Here is a 22272-nt window from a genome sequence, read left to right as displayed (position 1 = left end):
GACGGATCGAAGAAAAACTTCGATCTTTCTAACAGCCGCCGGCACCTACCGCCACCGACTTCCGGTGCCGCCCAAGCCCAACCGGACGCGCGGATCGACGACCGCGTAGAGCAGGTCCACCAGCACGTTCGCCAGCACCACGAACAGCGCCGCGACCAACACGGTGGCCATGATGGTCGGCAGGTCGCCGGCGCGTACCGCCTCGACCGCCGTCCGGCCGAGCCCCTGGATACCGAAGGTCGTCTCGGTGATCACCGTGCCGCCGAGCGCCGCGCCGACGTCCAGCCCAGCCATCGTCACCACCGGAGTGATCGCCGCGCGCAGCGCGTGCCGCCCGTACACCCTCGACCGGGACAGGCCCTTGGCCCGCGCGGTACGGACGAAGTCCTCACCCAACGTCTCCCGCATCTGGGCCCGGACCAGCCGGGCGTAGATCGCGGAGAACAGGAACGCCAGCGAGACCCAGGCGAGCACCAGCCCGGTCGCCCAACGCCACGGATTCTCCGTCAGCGGCGTGTACCCCGGCACCGGCAACCAGCGCAGCCGGTAGACAAAAACCAGCAGCAGCACCGCGCCGACGAAGTACAGCTGGAACGAGGCCCCGGCGAGCGAGAAGCCGATCGCCGCCCGGTCCAGCCAGGTACCCGGGCGCAGCGCCGAGACCATGCCCAACCCGACGCCGAGCAGCAGCCACAGGGCCGCCGCCGGGATGACGACGCTCAGCGTCACCGGCAGCACCCGGGCGAGAGTGTCGGTGACCGCCTCGTTGTTCACGTACGACCAGCCCAGGCACGGCGCGTCGCACCGGCCACCCTGGTCGCCGCCCAGGTCCCGGCCGGCGACGATCCCCTTCAGGTAGCCCGCGTACTGGGTCACCAGTGGATCGCGCAGGCCCAACTCCTGGCGTACCCGCTCCAGCCGCTCTGGATCGCAGTTCTTCGGGCACATGCCGCTGACCGGGTCGCGGGGCAGGGCGAAGAACATCAGGAAGGTCAGCACGCTCACCGCGAAGAGGGTGAGCACAGCCGAGAGCGCCCGCCCGAGCAGGAACCGCGCCATGGAAACCCCTACCGTACGGACTTCGGGTCGAGCGCGTCGCGCAGCGCGTCCCCGAACAGATTGAAGGCGAAGACCAGCGCGAGGATCGTGACGCCGGGGAAGAAGACGAAAGCCGGGTCGGTCTGCAGGTAGTCCAGGCTCTGGTAGATCATCCGGCCGAAGCTCGGTGTCTCCTCGCTCAGCCCGACGCCGATGAACGACAGGGCCGCCTCGCCGGTGATGAACTGCGGCACCGCGAGCGAGAACGACACCAGGATCGGCGCCCAGGTGTTCGGCAGCAACTGCCGGAACAACATGTGGCCGAGACCGGCCCCGCTGGCCCGGGCCGCCTCCACGAATTCCCGCTCCCGCAACGCGATCACCTGACCCCGGACCAGCCGCGCGGTGCTCGTCCAGCCGAAGACGGCGAAGATGGCGATCAGCACTCCGATCCCGAAGATCGGCGGCACCGCGTCCCGTGGACCGTAGAAGCGCAACGTCAACGTGGGGGTAAGCGCGAGCGCGATGACCAGGAAGGGCATGGCCAGGGTCAGATCGGTGATCCAGCTGACCACAGCGTCCAGCCAGCCGCCCAGGTAGCCGGCGAGGGTGCCGAGCACGATCCCGATCACCGCCGTTAGCACCGCCGCCGCGAGGGCGATGAACAGCGACGTCCGTAGGCCGTGGACCAGGCGGATGAAGATGTCCCGGCCGAGCCCCGGCTCCAGCCCGAAGAAGTGCTCCTTCGAGACGCCGCCGGCGTAGCCGAACGGCATCCCGGCGCCGTCCAGCTTGCCCTGGAACTGGTCCCGGGGATCGATGCCGTAGGCCAATTCGATCAGCGACGCGCCGAACGCCACCAGTACGAACAGGGTCAACACCGCCCCGCTGACCAGCGCGGTGCGGTCGCGACACAGCCGCCGCCAGGCGAGCTGCCCGGGTGATCGGCCGACGGGCCGACGGGCCCGGCACCCGGCGTGCCCGGTCACCCCGCCGCTCCCGGCTCCGGAAAGTGACACGCGACGGCCTGGGCAGCGCCGTCACGCCGGATCAGGGCCGGTTGCTCGGCGGAGCACCGGCCGCGGGCCCTGGGGCACCGGGTGCGGAAGCGGCAGCCGGACGGCGGGTCGAGCGCGCTCGGCACCTCACCGGTGAGCCGGATCCGACCGGACCGGCCGGGTCGGTCGACCTCCGGCACCGCCGACAGCAGTGCCCGGGTGTACGGGTGCCGGGGCCGCTGGTAGATGTCGTCCCGCGGGCCGATCTCGACGACCCGGCCGAGGTACATCACCGCCACCCGCTGACAGAAGTGCCGCACCACGGCCAGATCGTGGGCGATGAGGACGAAGGCCAGCCCCAGCTCGCGTTGCAGGTCCCGCAGCAGGTTCACCACCTGCGCCTGGATCGAGACGTCCAGCGCGGAGACCGGTTCGTCGGCCACCACCAGCCGGGGTCCGGGTGCCAGGGCCCGGGCGATGCCGACGCGCTGGCGCTGGCCGCCGGAGAACTCGTGCGGGTACCGGTTGTAGTGCTCCGGGTTGAGGCCGACCAACTCCATCAGTTCCCGTACCCGCGCCCTCCGCCCGCCGGCCGGAGTGATCCCGTTCACCTGCAACGGCATCGCGATGATCCGGCCGACCGGATGGCGAGGGTTCAGCGAGGCGTACGGATCCTGAAAGATGATCTGTAGCTCCGGCCGCAGTGGGCGCAGCTCGCGGCGCCCGGCGTGGGTGATGTCCTGGCCGGCGAACTCGATGCTGCCGGCGGTCGGCTCCAGCAGCCGTACCAGCAGCCGGCCGGTGGTGGTCTTGCCGCAGCCGGACTCACCCACCAGGCCGAGCGTCTCGCCTGCCCGGACATCGAGGTCCAGCCCGTCCACGGCCCGCACGACGGCGCCCCGGCGTCGACCGACGCGGGCCGGGAAGTGCTTGGTCAGCCCACGTGCCCGCAACAGCGGCTCGGCGGCGGGCGCATCCGTCACCGGGCTACCCCGAGGGTGGCGACATCCTCGGCGTAGCGCCGGGCCCGGTCCTCGGTACCCAGGTGGCAGGCCACCCGATGCCCGGCCGTCCCGGCCGCTTCCAGCTCGGGCAGTTCGGCAAGGCACCGGCCGCCGGTGTGCTCGACGTACCTGCATCGCGGGTGGAAGGCGCAGCCGGCCGGCACGTCGATCAGGCTCGGCGGGTTCCCCGGAACCGGCCGCAGGTCCGCCTCGGCGTCGCCGTGCAACGACGGCACGCTGGCGAGCAACCCCCAGGTGTACGGATGCTGCGGCCGACGCAGCACCTGTTCGACCGTGCCCTGCTCGACAGCCCGACCGGCGTACATCACCAGCACCTCGTCGGCGACCTGGCCGACCACGCCGAGGTCGTGGGTGATCAGGACGATCGCCGTGCCGAACTCGGCCTGCAGGTCGGCCAGCAGGTCCAGGATCTGCGCCTGCACGGTGACGTCCAGGGCGGTCGTCGGCTCGTCGGCGATCAGCAGGTCCGGGCCGTTCACGAGCGCCATCGCGATCATCACCCGTTGCCGCATGCCGCCGGAGAACTCGTGCGGATACTGGTCGTACCGCCGGGCCGGCTGCGGGATGCCGACCCGGTCCAGCAGCTCGGTCACGCGGCGGCGCGTCTCGGTCCGCCCCACCCGCCGGTGGTGCACCCGGTACGCCTCGGCGACCTGCCGGCCCACCGGGTGGTAGGGGTGCAGCGCCGAGAGCGGATCCTGGAAGATCATGGCAACGTCCCGGCCTCGCAGTCGGCGTACCTCCGCCTCCGGCCGGCCGATCAGCTGCCGCCCGCCGAGTGTGATCCCGCCGGTGACGGTGGCCCGCCGGGGATCGTGCAGGCCGAGGATCGCCAGCGAGGCCACGCTCTTGCCCGAGCCGGACTCGCCGACCACGCCGAGGGTGCGCCCGCGCTCGACCGAGAAGGAGAGCCCGTCGACCGCACGGACCACGCCGTCGGTGGTGGGGAAGCTGACCCGCAGGTCTGACACCCGCAGATAAGGGTCCACGATCGCCTCCCTCCGATCCGACGAAGGGAAGCTACCGCAATTCACGAATCCTGCTCGCCCGTCCACCGCCGGGCGGATCCGGCGACGCCAAGCTGGTTCGCGAGCCCGCGACGTCGCGCAGAGCGTCACCGAGCCGGTCAAGGCGACCATCCGTCCCGAGGGCCTGCTTGCCTGACGGATGTCGGTCGGCTCGCCTAGGGTCGGGCCATGAGCGAGTTCGACGCGGCCGAGGCGGCCGTGCAGGCGGCGCTGGACGCGGGGGCCCGCTACGCCGACGCCCGGGTGATGCACCGCCGCTACGAGTCGATGACCGCCCGCAGCGGCGAGGTCGAGGCGCTGACCCAGGACGAGACGATCGGGTTGGGCGTCCGCGCGCTTGTCGGGTCTAGCTGGGGCTTCCAGGCCGTACCGGAGCTGACCGGTCGGGCCGCCCGCGACGCCGGTCGACGCGCCGCGCGGACCGCGACGGCAAGTGGCCTGCTCCCCGGGAGACCCGTCGAGCTGGTCCCGGCCACGCCGGTCACGGCGAGCTGGTTCACCCCGTGCGAGGAGGACCCGCTCGGCGTCTCCCTCGCCACCAAGGGTGATCTGCTGGTGGCCGCGACCCGCACAATGGCCGACCACGGGGCAGACCTCGCCGAGGGTCTCTACCAGGTCTGGGACACCGCGAAGTGGTTCGTCTCCAGTGAGGGGCACCGCATCGACCAGCGCATCCGCGAGTGCGGCGGCGGCATCTCGGCCACCTCGGTCGGCGGCGGCGAGACGCAGCGACGCTCCTGGCCTAGCTACCGCGGCCAGTACGGCACCACCGGCTGGGAACTGGTCGACTCGCTCGACCTGACCGCCCATGCCGCGCGGATCGCCGAGGAGTCGCGGGAGCTGCTGACCGCGCCTCTCTGCCCGGCCGGCGAGACCGATCTGATCCTCGGTGGCGAGCAGTTGGCGTTGCAGATTCACGAGTCGGTCGGGCACGCCATCGAGCTGGACCGCATCCTCGGCTGGGAGGCGGCCTTCGCCGGCACCTCGTGGCTCGATCTGGCCCAACTCGGCTCGCTGCGGTACGGCTCCGAGCTGATGAACATCACCATGGACCCGACCATCCCCGGCGCGCTGGGCAGCTTCGGCTACGACGACGAGGGCTCACCAGCGGTCAAGCGCGACGCGGTACGCGCCGGGCGGTGGGTGGGCGTGCTGGCCGGCCGGGACTCGGCCGCCGTCGCCGGCCTCGCCTACGGCGGCAGCGTCCGCGCCGACGGCTGGGCGCGGCTGCCGATGGTCCGGATGACGAACGTGGGCCTGGAGCCCGGCCCGCACAGCCTGGAGGAGATCATCGCCGCCACCGACGAGGGGGTGCTGATGGACATCAACCGGTCCTGGTCCATCGACGACAAACGGCTGAACTTCCAGTTCGGCTGCGAGATCGGCTGGGAGATTCGCAACGGCCGGCGCGGGCGGATGCTGCGCAACCCCACGTACACCGGCATCGGGCCGCTGTTCTGGCGCTCGATGGACATGCTCTCCGCCGAGGTCGTCCCGTGGGGCACCCCGAACTGCGGCAAGGGCCAGCCCGGCCAGGTCGGGCACACCGGCCACCCGGCCGCGCCGGCCCGGTTCCGCAACGTCCGGGTGGGGGTACGCGCGTGAGTACCGGTCCGACCTGGGCCGACGATGCCGAGCTGGAGATCGCCGGGCAGCTGGTGGAGTTGGTGGCGCGGCTGGCCGGAGCGGGCGCACAGGCCGAGGTGACGGTGAGCCGGACGGAGTTGGCGCTGACCCGCTTCGCCAACTCGGCGATCCACCAGAACGTCGCCGGGTCCGCCGTGGACGTCCGGCTACGGGTCCACGTGGCTGGGCGGACCGCCGCCGGCGGCGGCAACGCGGTGCTGGCCGACGGGCTGCGTGCGCTGGTGGAACGGGTCTTGGCGGCGGCCCGGTTCACCCCGCCCGACCCGGCCTGGTCAGGGCTCACGCCGCCGGTGTCGGTGCCGGCCTCGACCGACTGGGACCCGGCCACGGCGTACGCCGGTCCGGACGAACGGGCGCACCTGGTCCGGGCGTTCGTCGACGCGGCCGGTGGATTGACGACCGCCGGCTACTGCCGCACGGCGTACCGCGCCGCCGCGTTCGCCAACTCGGCCGGGCACACGGCGCGGAGCCGGGCGGCCGAGGCGGCGATGGACGGGATCGCCCGGGTCGGGGGCGCGGACGGCACCGCCCGGCACTGGGTCGACCGGCTCGCCGATCTCGACGGGACCGCTCTCGGGCGCCGGGCCGCCGCCAAGGCACGGGCCGCGGCCGACCCGGTGGAACTGACCCCCGGCCGCTATCCGGTGGTGCTGGAACCGGCTGCCGTCGCCGACCTGCTGGAGAACCTGTCCTGGTACGGCTTCAACGGCAAGCGGTACGCCGAGCGACAGTCGTTCGCCGCGCCCGGGGTGGCCCAGTTCGACCGCGCGGTGACGCTGGTCGACGATCCGCTCGCCGCCTCCGGCCTGCCGTTCGACCTGGAGGGCACCCCGACGCGGGCGTTGACCCTGGTGGACGCGGGCACCACCAACGCGGTGACACACGACCGGCGCAGTGCCGCCGCGGCGGGCACCGCCTCGACCGGGCACGCCGGGCCCGACAGTTCGACCTTCGGCCCTATCCCCCGCAACCTGCGCCTCGCCACCGCCGGAACGGCCGGCACCGCGAGCACGGTCGGCACCGCGGGCACGGCCGAAGGCGACCTGGCCGGCGCGATCGCCGATCCGGACACCGCCGCGCTGGTCTCCCGGATGCGGCGTGGCCTGCTGGTCAGTGATTATTGGTACACCCGGGTGCTCGACCCGTTGAGTCTGGTCATCACCGGCCTGACCCGCAACGGGCTGTGGCTCGTCGAGGATGGCCGGGTCGTTCGCGCGGTCCAGGACCTGCGCTTCACCGAGTCGTACCCTCGGGCGCTCGCGCCGGGCGCGGTGCTGGAGGTGGGGCGGCGGGCGCAACGCCTGCCGGACCGCACCCCCGGCGTCTGGTCGGAGACGCCGTCGCTGCGGCTGGCCTCCTGGAATTTCACCGGCGGGGCGTCCGGCTGACCGCTCGTCCGCCGCTTAACGATCTTTTTCTAACGCCCGCATATTGATCATGGACAGAGGCTTTCCAAAGGGCGGGACACACGGGACACTGCCTTGCGCGGACGGCCCGCCTAGATCGGCGTAACGTGTGTCACTTAGCTGCCCGGCACGCCCGGTGCGGCCGTTGGTGTGCGCATGACGTGGCACGTGGGCACGGGTTAGCCGGTCCGCCTGCCGACCGGAAGTGTTCCGCCGCCCGTGACAGGGCCCCGTCAGGGAGACAACGCGAATGACATCATCGGCAACGAAACCGCGAGGCGCGCGGGCACGCGCCGCCATAGCGGCGAAGACGTTGCGTACGGACCGTTGGTGGTTTGCCCCACTGATCACCGTCGTCGGGCTCGGTGCCTGGGTCACGTACGCGACGGTCCGGGTCTTCATGCACAAGTGGTACTGGGTGGAGGACTACCACTACCTGACCCCCTTCTACTCGCCGTGCGTGACCGACCGGTGCATTCCGGAGGCATCCCACTTCGGGCAGTACCTGCCCGGTTGGTGGATCATCCCGGACGCCGCGTTCACCCTGCCGTTCCTGCTGCTGTTCCGGCTGACCTGCTACTACTACCGCAAGGCGTACTACCGGTCGTTCTGGCTGTCCCCGCCGGCCTGCGCGGTACCCGACGGCCACGCCTCCTACGGCGGTGAGACCCGGTTCCCGCTGATCGTGCAGAACTCGCACCGGTACTTCTTCTACTTCGCCGCGGTCATCTCGCTGATCAACACCTGGGACGCGATCCTGGCCTTCCACAGCCCCGCCGGCTTCGGCTTCGGGCTGGGCAACCTGGTCCTGCTCGGAAACGTGGTCATGCTCTGGGCGTACACCATCTCCTGCCACTCCTGCCGGCACATCATCGGCGGGCGGCTGAAGAACTTCTCCAAGCACCCGGTCCGATACCGGGCCTGGGGCTACGTCTCCTGGCTGAACGTCCGGCACATGCAGCTCGCCTGGATCACGCTCGGCACGCTGGCGCTGGCCGACTTCTACGTCATGTCCGTCGCCGCCGGGTGGTTCTCCGACCTGCGGTTCATCAACTGAGGGCCCTGAACATGACGACCGATTCGCACCAGAACACGAGCACTACCACTCGCATCGAACGACACCACTACGACGTCGTCGTGATCGGAGCCGGCGGCGCCGGCCTGCGCGCGGCTATCGAGGCACGGCTGGCCGGCAAGAAGACCGCCATCATCTCCAAGTCGCTGTTCGGCAAGGCGCACACGGTGATGGCCGAGGGTGGCGCCGCCGCGGCCATGGGCAATGTGAACAGCCGGGACAGCTGGCAGGTGCACTTCCGCGACACCATGCGCGGCGGCAAGTTCCTGAACAACTTCCGGATGGCCGAGCTGCACGCGAAGGAGTCGCCTCAGCGGATCTGGGAGCTGGAGACGTACGGCGCGCTGTTCGACCGCACCAAGGACGGGAAGATCTCGCAGCGCAACTTCGGCGGCCACGAGTATCCCCGGCTGGCGCACGTCGGTGACCGGACCGGCCTGGAGCTGATCCGCACCCTCCAGCAGAAGATCGTCTCGTTGCAGCAGGAGGACAAGCGCGAGTACGGCTCGTACGACGCGCGGATCAAGGTCTTCTCCGAGACCACCATCACGGAGCTGCTGCTCGACGGCGACCTGGTCGCGGGGGCGTTCGGCTACTACCGGGAGTCCGGCGACTTCGTTCTCTTCGAGGCGCCCGCCGTGGTGCTAGCCACCGGTGGCGTCGGGCGGTCCTACAAGGTCACCTCGAACTCCTGGGAGTACACCGGGGACGGCCACGCACTGGCGCTGCGCGCCGGGGCGACTCTGATCAACATGGAGTTCCTCCAGTTCCACCCCACCGGCATGGTCTGGCCGGTCTCGGTCAAGGGCATCCTGGTCACCGAGTCGGTCCGCGGTGACGGCGGCGTCCTGAAGAACTCCGAAGGCAAACGGTTCATGTTCGACTACGTCCCCGACGTCTTCCGCAAGCAGTACGCGGAGACGCCGGAGGAGGCGGACCGCTGGTACACCGACCCGGACAACAACCGGCGCCCGCCGGAGCTGCTGCCCCGCGACGAGGTCGCGCGAGCGATCAACAGCGAGGTCAAGGCCGGTCGCGGTACGCCGGCCGGCGGCGTCTACCTGGACATCGCCTCCCGGCTGCCGGCCGAGGAGATCCGTCGTCGCCTGCCGTCTATGCACCACCAGTTCAAGGGACTGGCCGACGTCGACATCACCAAGGAGCCGATGGAAGTCGGGCCGACCTGCCACTACGTGATGGGCGGCATCGAGGTCGAGCCGGACAGCGGCGCCGCACACGGCTCGGTACGCGGCCTGTTCGCCGCCGGGGAGGTCTCCGGCGGTATGCACGGCTCCAACCGGCTCGGCGGCAACTCCCTGTCCGACCTGCTGGTCTTCGGGAAGCGGGCGGGCGGCCACGCGGCCACCTACGTCGACCAGCTCGCCGCCCGACCCCAGGTGGAGGTGGCCGCGGTGGAGACGGCGGTGGAGACCGCCCTGGCGCCACTGCAGCGCGACACCGGCGAGAACCCGTACACCCTTCAGCAGGACCTCCAGGCGGTGATGGGGGATCTGGTGGGGATCATCCGTCGGGAGGCCGAGCTGGAGGAGTCACTGGCCCGGCTGGCCGAGCTGCGCGAACGGGTGGCCAAGGTCAGCGCGGCCGGTGGCCGGCGCTACAACCCGGGCTGGCATCTCGCCCTCGACCTGCGCAACATGCTGGTCGTCTCCGAGTGCACCGCGAAGGCCGCGCTGGAACGCCGGGAGTCGCGCGGCGGCCACACCCGCGAGGACTTCCCCACGATGGATCCGCAGTGGCGGCGGCTCAATCTGGTGTGCTCGCTTGAGGGCGACACCGTGCGGCTTGCCCGCAAGCCGCTGCCGAAGATGCGTGCCGAGCTGGTCGGCCTCTTCGATCGTGGGGAGCTGGCCAAGTACCTCACGGACGAGGAGTTGGCCGAGTTCGACGCCCTCGCCACCGTCGACGCCGCTACCGCCACTGACGACGCCGACGCCGCCGAGAAGGAGCGCTGAGGAAATGGGTACCGAAACGTCTGGGGCGCCGGGCACGCCGGGCGCGAAGCGCCAGTTCCGGATCTGGCGGGGCGACGCCGACGGCGGCGAACTCCAGGACTATCTGGTCGAGGTCAACGAGGGCGAGGTCGTCCTCGACGTGATCCACCGGCTGCAGGCCACCGACGCTCCCGACCTGGCCTGCAGGTGGAACTGCAAGGCCGGCAAGTGCGGCTCCTGTTCGATGGAGATCAACGGGATGCCCAAGCTCGGCTGCATGACCCGGATGTCGACGTTCGAGGAGAACGAGACGGTCACGGTGACCCCGCTGCGCACCTTCCCGGTCATCCGGGACCTGGTCACCGACGTGTCGTTCAACTACGAGAAGGCACGGGAGACGCCGGCGTTCGCTCCTCCGGCCGACCTGGCCCCCGGTGACTACCGGATGCAGCAGGTCGACGTGGAACGCTCGCAGGAGTTCCGCAAGTGCATCGAGTGCTTCCTGTGCCAGAACGTCTGCCACGTGATCCGCGACCACGACGAGAACAAGCCGGCGTTCTCCGGCCCCCGGTACTTCATCCGGGCGGCGGAGCTGGACATGCACCCGCTGGACACCAGGACCGACCGCAAGGAGTACGCGCAGTCCGACCAGGGCCTCGGCTTCTGCAACATCACCAAGTGCTGCACCGAGGTCTGCCCCGAGCACATCAAGATCACCGACAATGGGATCATCCCCATGAAGGAACGGGTCGTCGACCGCAGGTATGATCCACTCGTGTGGCTCGGTAGCAAGATCTTCCGGAGGGGTCAGGTGCCTCAGACCAGCGTGACCAGCGAACACTCCCCGGGCGCGGTTCGCTCCGCCACTGCGATGGGCGGCGTGCACTCGCACGCTGGCGGCTCGCACGACGCTCAGGCCGAGGTGCAGGCCCAGCAGGGTGTCAACTGGCACCGAGAGGTTCCCCACCCCACCGCTCCGGCAGTCGACGACAGCGGCAGGTTGCCCCTGACGGAGCTCACCTTCGACCGCGCGGCGGCCCCGTCCCCCTTCGGCGACGACGTCACCTTCCCGCTCCCCGCCGAGCACCTCAACTTCGCCCACCCCGAACAGGACGAAAAAAAGCACTGACCCCCACCCCCACCCCCTATTGCGTTGATCATGAGGTTAGCGGCACTATCCGATCTCCAGGATGCCGCTTACCTCATGATCAAGACGCCGTGGAGGGACCGTTATCCACAGGGGCTGCGGTGGGGGGTGACGGTAGGCCAGGTTCGGGGGATGGATCGCGAAGGGCGGCTTCGCCGGGTTGCGGCGCGGCAGGACGGGCTCGTGTGCCGTGACCAGGCGCTACAGCACGGCTTCACCCGGCACGAGGTCGACAACCTCGTCGCTTTCGGGCGGTGGCAATCACTCGCCCGAGCCGTCTATCTTCCGCGGCCCGCCTCGGCAGTGGAGCCATCCCGGCGCCAGCAGATCCGCGCCGTGCTGCTGTCGCTGGGGCCGGCGGCCTACGCGGTCCTCGGCAGCGCAGCCGAACTTCACGGAATAGCCGGTCTGTCAAGGTCGGACGAGATCCACGTCGGCCTGCCCGGGATAGTCGCCAAGCGGGCGCGGGTCAGTCAACCACACGTCGTGCTGCACCAACTTGAGCACAGGACGGAATCCCTGGTCAGGCTGAGCGGATTGCCGGCCACTGACATCATCTCCACGGTCAGCGACGTCATTCTGCATGTCGGGCGGTACCCGGCCGTCTCGGTGCTGGACTCGACGTTGAACCAAGGTCTGCTGGGCGAAGACGATCTGACCTTGATCGCGCGTCGGATCCGGCGCAGGCGGGGAGCAGTCGCAGCTCGCGGTTACCTCGCGGAGGCGGACGGGCGGGCCCAGTCTCCGCTGGAGACCCGAAGCAGGCTGCGCTGCGTCGATGGCCGGGTGCCGCCAGACGTGCTGCAACTGAAGGTACGCGACGACGACGGATACCTGCTCGGCATCGGCGACCTCGGCTGGCGCGCCTCCAGACTCATCGCGGAGGCGGACGGCCAAGGCCCGCACGGCACCCCGGAGGCGATTTTCGCCGACCGCCGCCGTCAGAACCGACTGGTGAACGCCGGCTGGAAGGTCCTCCGCTTCACCTGGCAGGACACCCTCGACCCGGCCTACATCCCCTGGGTCGTCCACCAGGCCCTAGCCCACTCACCCCGTTGATCATGAGGATAGCGGCAAAGTTGGTCTCCCTGACTGCCGTCAACCTCATGATCAACGGGGTGAGTGGGGAGTGGGTGAGTGGGTGGGTGGGTGGGTGGGTGGGTGGGTGGGTGGGTGGTGGTGGTTACTGGGTGAGGAGGGGGGGTAGGGCGGCGACAATGGGGGCGTCGGCGGGGAGCCAGGTGACGGTGTCCAGCTCCGTGGCGGAGAGCCAGCGCAACGCTGAGTGCTCCAGCGCCCGCGGCTCGTCGCCGTGCAGCAGCCGGGCCGCGTACACCTTGAGCACCGATCGGCCGTGCGCCATCCGGACGTTGCGGCCGACCCGCTCGCCGATTTCCACGCGTACGGCCAACTCTTCGACACATTCCCGGGCCAGCGCCGTCGTTTCGCTCTCTCCGGGCTCCACCTTGCCCCCGGGGAACTCCCACCTGCCCGCCACCTCGGGCGGGGCTGATCGGGCACAGGCCAGCACACGCCCGTCCCTGATGATGGCCGCGCCGACGATCACTCTCGGATCCCGCTGGACGGCATCTCCGCCGCCGTTTGCCCGTTCGGTCCGCACGGGCGTCCAGGGTGCCAGATCAATCGGCGGTTTGGGTAGCTTGGACAGCCGTCAGGCCAGGAATACCCGGAAGTGTGGGCGTGGACACACCATCCGTGCGAGGTAAGACTAGGGACACCGACAAGACACGGGGCGGCGACGATTTGGCCACAAGCCGGCAACGAAGCCTGGGAGGAACGGTGATGCGTGCGCTGTTCGGCGGTCGCGCCAAGCACGACTACCTCAGCGACGCCCTCACCCTACTGAACGGGTGGACGCGCGAAGGCGAACAGATCCGGCGCACGCTGGTCATCGACGACACTCAGCACGCGGCACTGACCGAGCGGGTCAAGGTGGTCGCCGACGCGCTGCGGCTACGCCCGGAGATCAGCCGACGAGCTGACCACACCCAGATACGGGTCGGCCACGGCAATGAGCCGCTCTCCGAGGGCGAGGTCCTGCTGGCCGCCCGCATCGAGGACGCGTACCGCGCCGTCACCACGGACTGACCGCGCATCCGATCCACCGGGTGGCGGTTACCCCAGCGCCCCGACGCCACCGTCCCGCCGAAACCGAGCGGATCTTGCCGCTGGCAGGCGCCACCTAACGTTGGGGCATGACCAACGCGACCTATGACCGCAAGGAGCAGTTCCAGCAGATCCAGAGCGGGCTGCTCGACGGAGAACAGATCATCGCCGTCTACGACGCGGTCGGCACCGGCACCGGGTTCATCGGGCTGACCGACCGAAGAGTGATCATCCAGGACCGCTCGTTCGTCGGCAAGCGGTACGCGATCACCAGCATCCCGTACTCGAAGATCACCAGCGTGAGCGTGGTCAGCAACAAGTCGTGGGGCGGCTCGTTCTTCTCCACCGGCGCCATCGCCATCCACGTCGGCACCCACACCTACGAGGTGGAGTTCCGCGGCGACCAGAAAAGCCACCACGTGCACAACGTGATCCTGCACTACATCAGCTGAGCAGCTCTGGCCTGGGGCGAAGTTGAGTATCCGCCTCCCCAAGCCAGCGAGGCAGCTTGATCACGGCCAGCCGAACGAAGGGAGCGAACGACATGAGGCGCGCCACGACGCCCGTCCAACGAGCAGTCAGCGTCAACCCCGTCAAATCGAGGCTTCGTGCGTAAATGGGCATCATCGAAGAGTGCGCCGCCCGGCACCGGTAGCACAGACGGAGGCCGCTGATGTCGGTCTTCGACGACCCGGGACACTTCGGCCGGATGTAAGCCGACACCTACGACCTACCCGGTAGTCCCGATCCGGCGGTGGCGGTGGAGTTTCTCGCCGACCTCGTCGGGGACGGTCCAGCGCTGGAGCTCGCCATCGGCACCGGCCGGGTTTCCCTGCCGCTTGCCGCCCGCGGCATCGCCGTGACAGGGGTCGAGGCGTCGCCGGAGATGGTGACGAAGCTACGCGCCAAGCCCGGCGGCAGCGAGATCCCGGTCGTCATCGGCAACATGGCGGACATACCGGTTGCCGGGACCTACCGGATGACGTACCTGGTCTTCAACACCCTGTTCAACCTGGTGCGGGCCGAGCGGCAGGCGGACTGTTTACGACCGCGAGGCGCAGACGTTCCTCCGGCAGACCATCACATTCAACGGTACGGGCGTGCACCTGCACCCGTTCGCCATGAGCTACATGTGGCCCGACCAGATCGACGAGATGGCCGGGTTCCGCCTGGCCGAGCGGTACAGCGACTGGGATCGCACGCCCTTCGGCCCGGACAGCACCGCCCACATCTCGGTCTACCGCCTCGCCTGACCGCAACACCCGCAACGTCCCCGTCGATCTAGGGCATATCGTCACCGCTGGAGATCAACTAGCGACCGCCGGCCCTAGATCGACGGGTCCGGTGGCGGGAGGTGTGGGCGGGTGCTGGGATAGTGGGCTGTATGTGGGGCCGGGCGGTTGTGGTGGGCTGGTTAGGACGGGTCCGCGATCACGGTTGGGGTTGGGGTCGGTGGCTTCGCCGGGCGGTGCTGGCCGGCGTGATCGGCGTCGCGCTGCTGGTGGCCGGTGGCTGGGCCAGCGTGAGTTGGATCCGGTCCGGTTCCGAGGGGCGGACGTACACCGCCCAGACCGTTCCCGACGCCCCAGTGGCCCTGGTGCTGGGCACCCGGGTCCAGCCCGACGGCACCCCGTCGCCGTTCCTCAGCGCCCGACTGGAGATCGCACTCGAGCTGTACGCCACCGGCAAGGTCGCGGCGATCCTGGTCTCCGGCGACAACATGCGCCACGAGTACAACGAGCCGGAGGCGATGCAGCGCTGGCTGGTCGACCGGGGCGTACCCGCCGACAAGGTGGTGCTGGACTACGCCGGCTTCGACACGTACGACTCGTGCGCCCGCGCGAAGCGGATCTTCGGCGTGAACCGGGCCACCGTGGTGACCCAGTCGTTCCACCTGCCCCGCGCCGTCACGGTCTGCCGGCACCTCGGCGTCGACGCCAACGGGGTCGGCGACGAGACGGCCCGGGACCTGAGCCACCGCACTTGGCGGATCAGCTCCACCCGCGAGTACGGCGCCGGACTGAAGGCCGCGTTGGACGTGCTCTCCGGCCGCGACCCGGCGCACCTCGGCCGCCGCGAGACCGGCATCCAGGACGCCCTACGAGCAGGCTGAGACCCGGCCGCCGAGTCTCAGACGTTGAAGCGGAACTCAGAGCCGCTGTCCCGCGACCAGCGGGAACAACGCCCGACGCCTGCCCACACGTCGTCTCGGGCGGACAGCGTTGGTCGCTGGTTGACGACGTTTGACGGTGTCTTGTGCCCCGTGTGTGCCCCACACCGCCGAATACCGCCACCCTCCGAGCTTCTGGAAGACTGCCACCGTGCCGTCTGAACCGGAGTCGTGGACCATCAAGCACTTCTCGCAAGCCAACCCGGCGGGCCCCGGCCAAGACAGCGTCCCGGCGCTGCTACGCCGCATCGCAGACAGCATCGAACAGCGGCCTGGCATCGACGTCCAAGACCTCGTCCTGCACAGCGAGGTGACTGCCGACGGCGACTGGTGGTCGGCCACCGTCTACTTCCATGAACCATCGCTCTAGCGAGTAGGGCCAGACGACCCCTCGCTTGTAAGTTCTGGGCGCTCCGTCCGGCTTAGTCCGCGCACGTCTCTGACGTCGGGCGGTGATCTGTCGCCGGCTGGCTCCGGCTCTCACTGTTCAGCCCCGTTGCTGTCGACAGCAGCAGGGCTGACTGCTTCGGTGTGAAGGAATGATCAGCCGCCGGTGACCTGGGTGAGGCGCGGGGTTTACCTGAGCGAACGGTCCATCATCGTCCGTGGGCGTCCGGCGTCGCTCGCCTCGGTCGTCACCCGGTTAGTCACCCAGTCGCTGTGAGCGAGGAAGGCGATACGGGGGGCTGCTGCGGTGTTATCGGCACGGGAGTAACGGCATCCACACCCGAAGGGTCTGGCTTCGGACGAAGCTCGCCAGTCATACAGCTCTTGATGTACGACTCCTTGACCTGCTCGCGCCAAGTCTCGGTGACGTGACCCCCGTCCCGGTCATACGGAGGCTTCGCCTGTAGAAGGTCGAAGCCGATCGAGCAGGCTTCCTTGGAGGGTTCGGTGTTCTGCTCTTGGAGCTTCGTGCGGTAGTCAATTCCCTGCTGGGACACCTCGTCTAGGTACGTCATCCTCTCTTCGTACGATGCGGCGCAGCCCGCGACGACTAGAACGACGGCAGCGAGAGGCAGTGTGGCGACCGTACGCAATCTCATGGGCGCGCAGTGTAGCGTCAATCGACGAAGGCCACTGCGCTCTGTCGCCATCCCGTCTACCGTCGACCCGCCCGCATGGGGAGCGGGCCGCCGCCCGGCCCGCCATGTCAAGCGGACCTTGACGCACGGTCGGACGCTGGCGGGTCGGGCGGTGGTCTGCTCGGCTCGCCCGGGTCGTCGGTAGACGGGATGGCCCGCGCAACCACGCACGGACCGCAAGCCGCCGACGGACCTCCGGCCATCCTGGAACCGGAGCGCCCCCGCCGGAGGCGCAGTAACCGCGATCGCTTCGCCCTCGTCACCCGCCGCGCGGACCCGGCGTGCCCTTCCCTGCGCCGCGTCGCTCGGGCGCGGCGCGGGCCGGCTGCCGGCGACGTACCTCCACCACTTCTGCACCTGATCCGTCTGCGGCGGCCCCCGGGCTTTCCGCTTTCCGCGCCAGCCGCCGGGCGTGTTGCGTGGCCGGCGAGGAGCGACAGCGGAGCGTCGGACGCGCGCCCAGGCGGCGGCGCGTGCGGCCCGTTCAGGGCCGCCTTGAAGACGTACAGAAACTTTGAACCACATCGCCGGCTGCCGGCCGGCCTTGTCTCATCGGCCAGCGGACACGGGATGGTGCGGACCGAGTGTGCTCCGTACCCTGGGCGGCATGGTTGCCCTCGTCAATGCCGCTCGGGAAGTTGCGCGGCACCTGCTTGAGACACCGTTGCCCCGTCGGTGGAGTCACGTCCAGGCGGTCGCTGCCAAGGCGGACAGGATCAGCGCGGCGGTGCCGATCAGGGACCGTGAGGTTCTTGTGGCGTCGGCGTGGCTGCATGACGTGGGCTACAGTCCCGACCTGGTCGACACCGGCTTTCACTCCCTGGATGGTGGCCGCTGGCTGCGGCGCCAGAAGCACGACGAGCGGATTGCCGCTCTGGTGGCTCACCACTCCTGCGCGTGGTTGGAAGCCGAGGAGCGTGGGCTCGGTGAGGTCCTGGCCGCCGAGTTCGCTCGGGAGGAAACCGCGGTGACCGACGCCCTCTGCTTCTCGGATATCACGACCGGCCCTGACGGGCAGGACTTCGAGGTTCTCGAACGGCTGGCGGAGATTCGGTCGCGATACGGGCCGGAGCACCTGGTGACCCGGTTCATCGGCCGGGCGGAACCGGGGATGGTTGCCGCTGTGCAGCGGACTCAGGGCCGGCTCGTCGGCAGCGTTCCTCAGCCGATGTAGGGCGTGGCGCGGTTCTCGTAGCCGTGGGTGACGCGGAGCATGGTTGACGGGTGGATATCGAGCGCGGCCAGCTCGTCGCGGGCCACCCACCGGACAGCGCTTGACTCGTCGCTCAGGGTCGGTGTGCCGCTGACGGGTACGGCCCGGAAGCAGAGGGAGAACTGCTGTCGGACCTCGCCGTCGGAGTACGCGACGACATGGCGCGGGTCGGAGTAGACGCCAACGATTCCGGTCACCTTGACTTGGACGCCGGTCTCCTCGTGGGTCTCTCGGACCGCCGTCTCCGCGACCGACTCGCCGATCTCCTGGCCGCCGCCGGGCAGGGACCACAGGCCGTTGTCGGTGCGCTGGATGAGCAGCGCCCGGCCTTGCTCGTCTCGTACGAAGACGGATACGGCCACGACGATGCTGTTGGCCTTCGGTGCGCTCGGGTCGTGGTAGTGCTCGGTCCTCGCCATGGTCCTAGGCTGCCACGTCGCCGCCCGGTTCAAGCTTCGCGACGGCCAGCACGCGATCGAAGCTGTCGGAGTAGGTGCGGAACAGGTCCCCGCCGACGAGCTTGCGCAGGTGCATCACGGGCGCGTGTGGTGCCGGAAACCCGAGGACGTGCATGTTCACCAGCATCTCTTCATCGAAGCGATAGATCGAGTTGTACAGGGTCGTGTCGTGGTATCGCACTTTCACCCGGGGCACTCCTTTGATCCGGTTATAGTACTGCTCGACCTGCCGGATCTTTGCTGCCATGACGCCGGGCGCACCCTCCTCCACACTTCTCCGCTGAATCGCTTCGCTGCCTGGGTCACCAAGGAGGATTGTCACTTCGACACCGTCAACAGCCTTTTGACGCAGGGTGTCGATCAGCATCGGATCCTGCTCTACGAGGAAGAGGCCGGCGTAGGCCAAGACGTCAATCCGCTCCTCTGCTTCTTCGATTAGCCGATGCCATAGGTCATACGGCACGGACGACCGCCGCGAGTAAAGCTTCAACATCTCGCTCTGGCCGATCTTCGACGCCTTCTCTTGGGTCACCGCCTCCGGCCATAGGTACGTCACATCAGACCGCACCATCGCAGCGATGGCGTGCCGATGGCGCGGGTACGGCGTTCGGTCCTGCGTGATCCACCGTTCCACCGTCTTCGGGTCAACCCCGATCTTCTCGGCCACAGCGACGGGCGTGAGGCCGTTTCGCAGGATGGCATCGCGTAGCCGGTCGTTCGCCATTTCGACCCTCCTCAAGGGACGACTAGGGACGCGTTCACGATAACCAAGACGTCCCAGAGTTGTCTAGCCCATCGGATGGGCTGTCCTCGGCTTTTCGGGAGCCTTATCCGCAGAGGCCACGAGCAAGAGTCCACCGGGGACAAGCTCAACAACGGCCAAGACACAGGAGGTCTGAAGTGAAGCTGTACGTGGACACCAAGGCGAAGCAGGTGACGGTGTCGAGGGACCCGGAGCCGAAGAACGACCAGAACGGCAATCAGCGGTCGGAGAAGGGAACGGGCCGGCTCATGTGGTCCACCCAGGTCTTCGTTCTCGACGAGAACGGCGGTGAGGTCATCACCATCACCACGGCGGGTGAGAAGCCGAGTGTGATGGTGGGGCAGCTCATCGAGGTCGAGCAGTTGGAGGCCATCCCGTGGGCGACCAACGGGCGTAACGGCGTCGCGTTCCGTGCGATCTCGCTGAAGCCGAAGACTGGTGCGTCGGCCAAGTAGGTTCCTCGCACGCGTGCTGTGTGAAGCCTGCGGTGTCTCCTGAAGCGGCCTACGGTCCGCTGACCTGATCCATCTCGGTCCGGGAGTGTTTCTGGCTCCTACATTTCCGGCCCTGACAACCAGTGGTTGTCGAATCGAAGTTATGGCGCGGGGCCGGTACTGGCTCCTACACCTGCCGGCCCCGTCTGCCTTCCAACCCGTTCGCCTCAAGTTCTGAGGAGTGGTTGTCATGCGTTACTACGTCACGTTTTTCCACACCACCGCTGATGGTGTGCAGGTCGAGTACTTCGAGTACCAGCCTGCCAGCCCGATCCGGGGCTATGACGACATCGACAAGTTGACCGACCTCATTCGCGGCTGGGGCCGCGAGCGGGTCACCGTGTTGGGCTTCTCGCCCCTGGCCGACGAAAAGTAACCCACCTCGTACGCCGACTGATCTGGAAATCGAGCACGGGGCCGGTACTGGCTCCTACACCTGCCGACCCCGGGCTCTCCAACCCATCCACCCCAATCACTTGGGAGGACGTGTCATGTCCAAGTCTAGCCCTCGCCGTCCCTTCGGCGGGAGAAGCACGGGAACGGTGACGGTCATTGAGGCCCGTGTTCACCGTTCCTCCGCGCGTAACGCCCGTCTGGCGTTCGTGATGACGGCGGTCATCGCCGGTCTGCTCGCGGCCGTGGTCGCCGCTTCCTACATGCATCCGATTCTTGCCCTGTTCGTCGCCGTCGGCGTCGGCGTGCCGTTGGGCGGGATCGTGTGGGTGCTGGTCCGTATCTGGCCGGTGATCCGGCTGCTGTGGTGGTGGACCCCGGAAATCGGCCTCGCCGGTCTGCTCCTGACCGGCTGGGTGCAGCTCGCCTCTCACACGCCGGCCGTGGTGACGCTGCTGGTTGTCGCCCTGGTCGTGGGTGTGCCGGCGGGTGTTCCGGTGATCCGCCGCCGGCTGGTGGCGTGGGGATGGTGCCTGATCGTTCGGCATCGGCTGCGGGTGTGTTTCGCGCAGTTCATCATCGCCAACCAGTCCGGCAGTCTGCCGCTGATCCTGTGGGCCGTCCCGACCCCGGTCGGTGAACGGGTGTGGGTGTACCTGCGCCCTGGCCTGTCGGTCAAGGACCTCGAAGCACGGCTCGACAGGATCGCCGTGACCTGCCACGCCTCCACCGTGCTCATCGAACGCGCCTCGGACGGCAACTCCGCCTACGTGCGGTTCGACATCAAACGCCGCGAAGTCCTCACGGCGAACGTCGGTTCACCGCTGGTCGACGTGATCGACCCGGACACCCCGACCGTCGAGCAGGCACCCCCGGTGGTGCCGACTGCTCTGGACCTGCCCGACGTGCAGGCACCCACCATCACCCTGCCCAAACAGGCCGACCGGAAGCCGGCCAAGCCGGCCGCCACCACCGCCAACGGCAGCAAGCCTGAGGCTTCGACGTCGGCGGATGCCGACGACGTCACCGACTGGATCTAACCCACACCCGAACCGGGACGCGAGGAGCCCTACGGGCTCGTTCGTGTGGCTTCTCGCGCCCACCAACGCCCAAGGAGGGCACCCCATGACTACCGCTACCGCCTCCCCGTCTGCGGGGGTTCCGGTGGGGCCTGGCCTGTCGATGTTCGACCCCATCTTCATCGGCATCGACGAGTTCGGCCAGCCCGTCTACATCACCCTCGCCTACCGCAACCTCCTCGCCGGTGGCGAACCCGGCGGAGGTAAGTCCGGCCTGCTCAACGCCATCGCCGCGCACGCCGCCCTGTCCGTCGACAGCCGCCTGGTGCTGTTGGACGGAAAGCTCGTCGAGTTGGGGCAGTGGGAGGACTCCGCCGATGCGTTCATCGGCCCCGACATGCCCGCCGCTCTCGACGTCCTGCGACGTCTGCAGGTGGTGATGAACAACCGCTACGCGTGGCTGCGCGCCCACAACCGGCGCAAGGTCACCGCCGCCGACCGCCTCTCCGTGATTACGGTCCTGGTCGACGAGATCGCCTTCTACTCCGCCACCGTCGGAGCCAAGCAGGAGCAGGAAGAGTTCGTCGCCCTGCTGCGGGACCTGGTCGCCCGGGGCCGTGCCGCCGGCATTCCCGTTGTGGCCGCGACGCAGCGGCCGTCGTTCGACATCATTCCCACCTCGTTGCGGGACCTGTTCGGCTACCGGGCCGCGTTCCGCTGCACCACCCCCAACAGCTCCAACATCGTGCTGGGTCACGGCTGGGCTGAGCAGGGCTACTCCGCCACCGACATCGCCCCCACCAACCAGGGCGCCGCGTACCTCATCGCTGAGGGCGGTGTCCCGCGCCGGATCAAGGTCGCTTACCTGACCGATGCGCAGATCGCCGGGATCGCGGACTACGCCGCGTGGATCCGCCGACCGAGCACCATCGGCACCCCTGCCGGCTCCCCGGCCGATTGGGGGATGGCGGCATGACCACCCGCGAACGCGCCCACGCCAAAGCCAGCAACCAGCGGGCCAACCAGTACACGGAGATCTGGGTCGTCGGCACCCCGGAAGACCTGGCCGTGATGATCCACGCCGCCCGCGCCACCGGACGGCTCGTCTACGTCTCCGCCCCACACCAGATGGGCGGCGACGACACCCGACACCGCCGCTACCTGCGGCTCCGCAACCACTAGCAGTCGACAGGACCGGGATCGGCCTCGCAAGCACACCGGTCCTGCCGACCTC

At 68.9% G+C, this 22272-nt stretch carries 25 protein-coding genes and 1 pseudogene; 18 read left to right on the top strand and 8 right to left on the bottom strand.

What is annotated here, in order from left to right; genetic code table 11:
* Nucleotides 1-45: 45 nt before the first annotated feature.
* The 4 genes from ACFHWY_RS02995 to ACFHWY_RS02980 are packed head-to-tail and all read right to left on the bottom strand — an operon-like array spanning nt 46 to nt 4050.
* Nucleotides 46-1059, bottom strand: a complete 1014-nt coding sequence (locus ACFHWY_RS02995) for an ABC transporter permease (protein WP_416578492.1) — start codon at nt 1057-1059, stop codon at nt 46-48.
* Between the two features lie 8 nt (nt 1060-1067).
* A complete protein-coding gene (locus tag ACFHWY_RS02990; protein ID WP_416578491.1) occupies nt 1068-2027 on the bottom strand; it encodes an ABC transporter permease in 960 nt (319 codons plus the stop codon).
* Nucleotides 2024-3019, bottom strand: a complete 996-nt coding sequence (locus ACFHWY_RS02985) for an ABC transporter ATP-binding protein (RefSeq protein WP_416578490.1) — start codon at nt 3017-3019, stop codon at nt 2024-2026. The genes ACFHWY_RS02990 and ACFHWY_RS02985 overlap by 4 nt, the downstream gene beginning before the upstream one ends.
* Nucleotides 3016-4050: an ABC transporter ATP-binding protein gene (locus ACFHWY_RS02980; RefSeq protein ID WP_416578489.1), complete on the bottom strand. Its 1035-nt coding sequence runs from the start codon at nt 4048-4050 to the stop codon at nt 3016-3018. Before ACFHWY_RS02980 ends, ACFHWY_RS02985 begins: the two co-directional genes overlap by 4 nt.
* A gap of 207 nt (nt 4051-4257) precedes the next feature.
* Between ACFHWY_RS02980 and ACFHWY_RS02975 the strand changes: the two genes are divergently transcribed.
* The 6 genes from ACFHWY_RS02975 (at nt 4258) to ACFHWY_RS02950 (ending at nt 12375) form a co-directional block, all read left to right on the top strand.
* Nucleotides 4258-5694 (top strand): TldD/PmbA family protein, encoded by a 1437-nt coding sequence (locus ACFHWY_RS02975; protein ID WP_416578488.1) that lies wholly within the window; start codon nt 4258-4260, stop codon nt 5692-5694.
* Nucleotides 5691-7124, top strand: a complete 1434-nt coding sequence (locus ACFHWY_RS02970) for a metallopeptidase TldD-related protein (RefSeq protein ID WP_416578487.1) — start codon at nt 5691-5693, stop codon at nt 7122-7124. Before ACFHWY_RS02975 ends, ACFHWY_RS02970 begins: the two co-directional genes overlap by 4 nt.
* 268 nt (nt 7125-7392) lie before the next feature.
* Nucleotides 7393-8199, top strand: coding sequence for a hypothetical protein (locus tag ACFHWY_RS02965; protein ID WP_416578486.1), 807 nt, complete (start codon nt 7393-7395; stop codon nt 8197-8199).
* Between the two features lie 11 nt (nt 8200-8210).
* Nucleotides 8211-10190, top strand: a complete 1980-nt coding sequence (locus tag ACFHWY_RS02960) for a fumarate reductase/succinate dehydrogenase flavoprotein subunit (protein ID WP_416578485.1) — start codon at nt 8211-8213, stop codon at nt 10188-10190.
* Nucleotides 10191-10194: 4 nt separating this feature from the next.
* The gene (locus ACFHWY_RS02955; RefSeq protein WP_416578484.1) at nt 10195-11298 is read left to right on the top strand and encodes a succinate dehydrogenase/fumarate reductase iron-sulfur subunit; all 1104 of its coding nucleotides are present in this window, start codon (nt 10195-10197) and stop codon (nt 11296-11298) included.
* Nucleotides 11299-11448: 150 nt separating this feature from the next.
* Nucleotides 11449-12375: a hypothetical protein gene (locus tag ACFHWY_RS02950; protein ID WP_416578483.1), complete on the top strand. Its 927-nt coding sequence runs from the start codon at nt 11449-11451 to the stop codon at nt 12373-12375.
* 124 nt (nt 12376-12499) lie between these two features.
* Here the strand turns inward: ACFHWY_RS02950 and ACFHWY_RS02945 are convergent, their stop codons facing one another.
* Nucleotides 12500-12937 (bottom strand): (deoxy)nucleoside triphosphate pyrophosphohydrolase, encoded by a 438-nt coding sequence (locus tag ACFHWY_RS02945; RefSeq protein ID WP_416578482.1) that lies wholly within the window; start codon nt 12935-12937, stop codon nt 12500-12502.
* Between the two features lie 182 nt (nt 12938-13119).
* Between ACFHWY_RS02945 and ACFHWY_RS02940 the strand changes: the two genes are divergently transcribed.
* The 6 genes and pseudogenes from ACFHWY_RS02940 (at nt 13120) to ACFHWY_RS02915 (ending at nt 15983) form a co-directional block, all read left to right on the top strand.
* A complete protein-coding gene (locus ACFHWY_RS02940; protein WP_416578481.1) occupies nt 13120-13425 on the top strand; it encodes a 4a-hydroxytetrahydrobiopterin dehydratase in 306 nt (101 codons plus the stop codon).
* 107 nt (nt 13426-13532) lie between these two features.
* Entirely contained in the window at nt 13533-13895 is a 363-nt protein-coding gene (locus tag ACFHWY_RS02935; RefSeq protein WP_363950820.1) for a PH domain-containing protein, read from the top strand.
* Nucleotides 13896-14197: 302 nt separating this feature from the next.
* Nucleotides 14198-14419, top strand: a pseudogene (locus ACFHWY_RS02930) (class I SAM-dependent methyltransferase); the annotation flags it as partial.
* 124 nt (nt 14420-14543) lie between these two features.
* On the top strand, nt 14544-14696 hold the full coding sequence (locus ACFHWY_RS02925; protein WP_416578687.1) for a hypothetical protein: 153 nt from the start codon (nt 14544-14546) through the stop codon (nt 14694-14696).
* 131 nt (nt 14697-14827) lie between these two features.
* The gene (locus ACFHWY_RS02920; protein WP_416578480.1) at nt 14828-15556 is read left to right on the top strand and encodes a SanA/YdcF family protein; all 729 of its coding nucleotides are present in this window, start codon (nt 14828-14830) and stop codon (nt 15554-15556) included.
* A gap of 208 nt (nt 15557-15764) precedes the next feature.
* Nucleotides 15765-15983, top strand: a complete 219-nt coding sequence (locus ACFHWY_RS02915) for a hypothetical protein (protein ID WP_416578479.1) — start codon at nt 15765-15767, stop codon at nt 15981-15983.
* Nucleotides 15984-16260: 277 nt separating this feature from the next.
* On the opposite strand, the gene ACFHWY_RS02910 is transcribed toward ACFHWY_RS02915, so the two are convergent.
* Nucleotides 16261-16659: a hypothetical protein gene (locus ACFHWY_RS02910; protein ID WP_416578478.1), complete on the bottom strand. Its 399-nt coding sequence runs from the start codon at nt 16657-16659 to the stop codon at nt 16261-16263.
* Nucleotides 16660-17305: 646 nt separating this feature from the next.
* On the opposite strand from ACFHWY_RS02910, the gene ACFHWY_RS02905 reads away from it, so the two are divergent.
* Nucleotides 17306-17872: an HD domain-containing protein gene (locus tag ACFHWY_RS02905; RefSeq protein WP_416578477.1), complete on the top strand. Its 567-nt coding sequence runs from the start codon at nt 17306-17308 to the stop codon at nt 17870-17872.
* Here the strand turns inward: ACFHWY_RS02905 and ACFHWY_RS02900 are convergent.
* Nucleotides 17860-18330 carry an NUDIX hydrolase gene (locus tag ACFHWY_RS02900; protein ID WP_416578476.1) on the bottom strand — a complete coding sequence of 157 codons (471 nt, stop codon included), beginning with the start codon at nt 18328-18330 and terminating at the stop codon, nt 17860-17862. The two genes, ACFHWY_RS02905 and ACFHWY_RS02900, sit on opposite strands and share 13 nt — an antisense overlap.
* Before the next feature lie 4 nt (nt 18331-18334).
* Entirely contained in the window at nt 18335-19093 is a 759-nt protein-coding gene (locus ACFHWY_RS02895; protein WP_416578475.1) for an XRE family transcriptional regulator, read from the bottom strand.
* 176 nt (nt 19094-19269) lie between these two features.
* Here ACFHWY_RS02895 and ACFHWY_RS02890 point away from each other — a divergent pair, with 176 nt between their 5' ends.
* From ACFHWY_RS02890 to ACFHWY_RS02870, 5 genes are all read left to right on the top strand, one after another.
* Nucleotides 19270-19587, top strand: a complete 318-nt coding sequence (locus ACFHWY_RS02890; RefSeq protein WP_416578474.1) for a hypothetical protein — start codon at nt 19270-19272, stop codon at nt 19585-19587.
* A 229-nt stretch (nt 19588-19816) separates the two neighbouring features.
* Nucleotides 19817-20002: a hypothetical protein gene (locus ACFHWY_RS02885; protein ID WP_416578473.1), complete on the top strand. Its 186-nt coding sequence runs from the start codon at nt 19817-19819 to the stop codon at nt 20000-20002.
* Nucleotides 20003-20117: 115 nt separating this feature from the next.
* A complete protein-coding gene (locus ACFHWY_RS02880) occupies nt 20118-21059 on the top strand; it encodes a hypothetical protein (RefSeq protein ID WP_416578472.1) in 942 nt (313 codons plus the stop codon).
* Between the two features lie 85 nt (nt 21060-21144).
* On the top strand, nt 21145-22014 hold the full coding sequence (locus ACFHWY_RS02875) for an FtsK/SpoIIIE domain-containing protein (protein ID WP_416578471.1): 870 nt from the start codon (nt 21145-21147) through the stop codon (nt 22012-22014).
* Nucleotides 22011-22220 carry a hypothetical protein gene (locus ACFHWY_RS02870; protein ID WP_416578470.1) on the top strand — a complete coding sequence of 70 codons (210 nt, stop codon included), beginning with the start codon at nt 22011-22013 and terminating at the stop codon, nt 22218-22220. Before ACFHWY_RS02875 ends, ACFHWY_RS02870 begins: the two co-directional genes overlap by 4 nt.
* Nucleotides 22221-22272: the final 52 nt, after the last annotated feature.

This window comes from Micromonospora sp. LOL_024 (genome assembly GCF_048060415.1).
Classification (GTDB): Bacteria; Actinomycetota; Actinomycetes; order Mycobacteriales; family Micromonosporaceae; genus Micromonospora.
Note: the sequence above shows the minus strand (reverse complement) of the source record. Positions and strands in the feature narration are given on the sequence as shown.

Excerpts from the sequence above, each read along its gene's own strand:
- ACFHWY_RS02995 (WP_416578492.1), bottom strand. The coding sequence starts at position 1,059 with ATGGCGCGGTTCCTGCTCGGGCGGGCGCTCTCGGCTGTGCTCACCCTC.
- ACFHWY_RS02975 (WP_416578488.1), top strand. The coding sequence starts at position 4,258 with ATGAGCGAGTTCGACGCGGCCGAGGCGGCCGTGCAGGCGGCGCTGGAC.
- ACFHWY_RS02965 (WP_416578486.1), top strand. The coding sequence starts at position 7,393 with ATGACATCATCGGCAACGAAACCGCGAGGCGCGCGGGCACGCGCCGCC.
- ACFHWY_RS02960 (WP_416578485.1), top strand. The coding sequence starts at position 8,211 with ATGACGACCGATTCGCACCAGAACACGAGCACTACCACTCGCATCGAA.
- ACFHWY_RS02955 (WP_416578484.1), top strand. The coding sequence starts at position 10,195 with ATGGGTACCGAAACGTCTGGGGCGCCGGGCACGCCGGGCGCGAAGCGC.
- ACFHWY_RS02950 (WP_416578483.1), top strand. The coding sequence starts at position 11,449 with ATGGATCGCGAAGGGCGGCTTCGCCGGGTTGCGGCGCGGCAGGACGGG.
- ACFHWY_RS02940 (WP_416578481.1), top strand. The coding sequence starts at position 13,120 with ATGCGTGCGCTGTTCGGCGGTCGCGCCAAGCACGACTACCTCAGCGAC.
- ACFHWY_RS02935 (WP_363950820.1), top strand. The coding sequence starts at position 13,533 with ATGACCAACGCGACCTATGACCGCAAGGAGCAGTTCCAGCAGATCCAG.
- ACFHWY_RS02920 (WP_416578480.1), top strand. The coding sequence starts at position 14,828 with ATGTGGGGCCGGGCGGTTGTGGTGGGCTGGTTAGGACGGGTCCGCGAT.
- ACFHWY_RS02910 (WP_416578478.1), bottom strand. The coding sequence starts at position 16,659 with ATGAGATTGCGTACGGTCGCCACACTGCCTCTCGCTGCCGTCGTTCTA.
- ACFHWY_RS02905 (WP_416578477.1), top strand. The coding sequence starts at position 17,306 with ATGGTTGCCCTCGTCAATGCCGCTCGGGAAGTTGCGCGGCACCTGCTT.
- ACFHWY_RS02900 (WP_416578476.1), bottom strand. The coding sequence starts at position 18,330 with ATGGCGAGGACCGAGCACTACCACGACCCGAGCGCACCGAAGGCCAAC.
- ACFHWY_RS02895 (WP_416578475.1), bottom strand. The coding sequence starts at position 19,093 with ATGGCGAACGACCGGCTACGCGATGCCATCCTGCGAAACGGCCTCACG.
- ACFHWY_RS02885 (WP_416578473.1), top strand. The coding sequence starts at position 19,817 with ATGCGTTACTACGTCACGTTTTTCCACACCACCGCTGATGGTGTGCAG.
- ACFHWY_RS02880 (WP_416578472.1), top strand. The coding sequence starts at position 20,118 with ATGTCCAAGTCTAGCCCTCGCCGTCCCTTCGGCGGGAGAAGCACGGGA.
- ACFHWY_RS02875 (WP_416578471.1), top strand. The coding sequence starts at position 21,145 with ATGACTACCGCTACCGCCTCCCCGTCTGCGGGGGTTCCGGTGGGGCCT.
- ACFHWY_RS02870 (WP_416578470.1), top strand. The coding sequence starts at position 22,011 with ATGACCACCCGCGAACGCGCCCACGCCAAAGCCAGCAACCAGCGGGCC.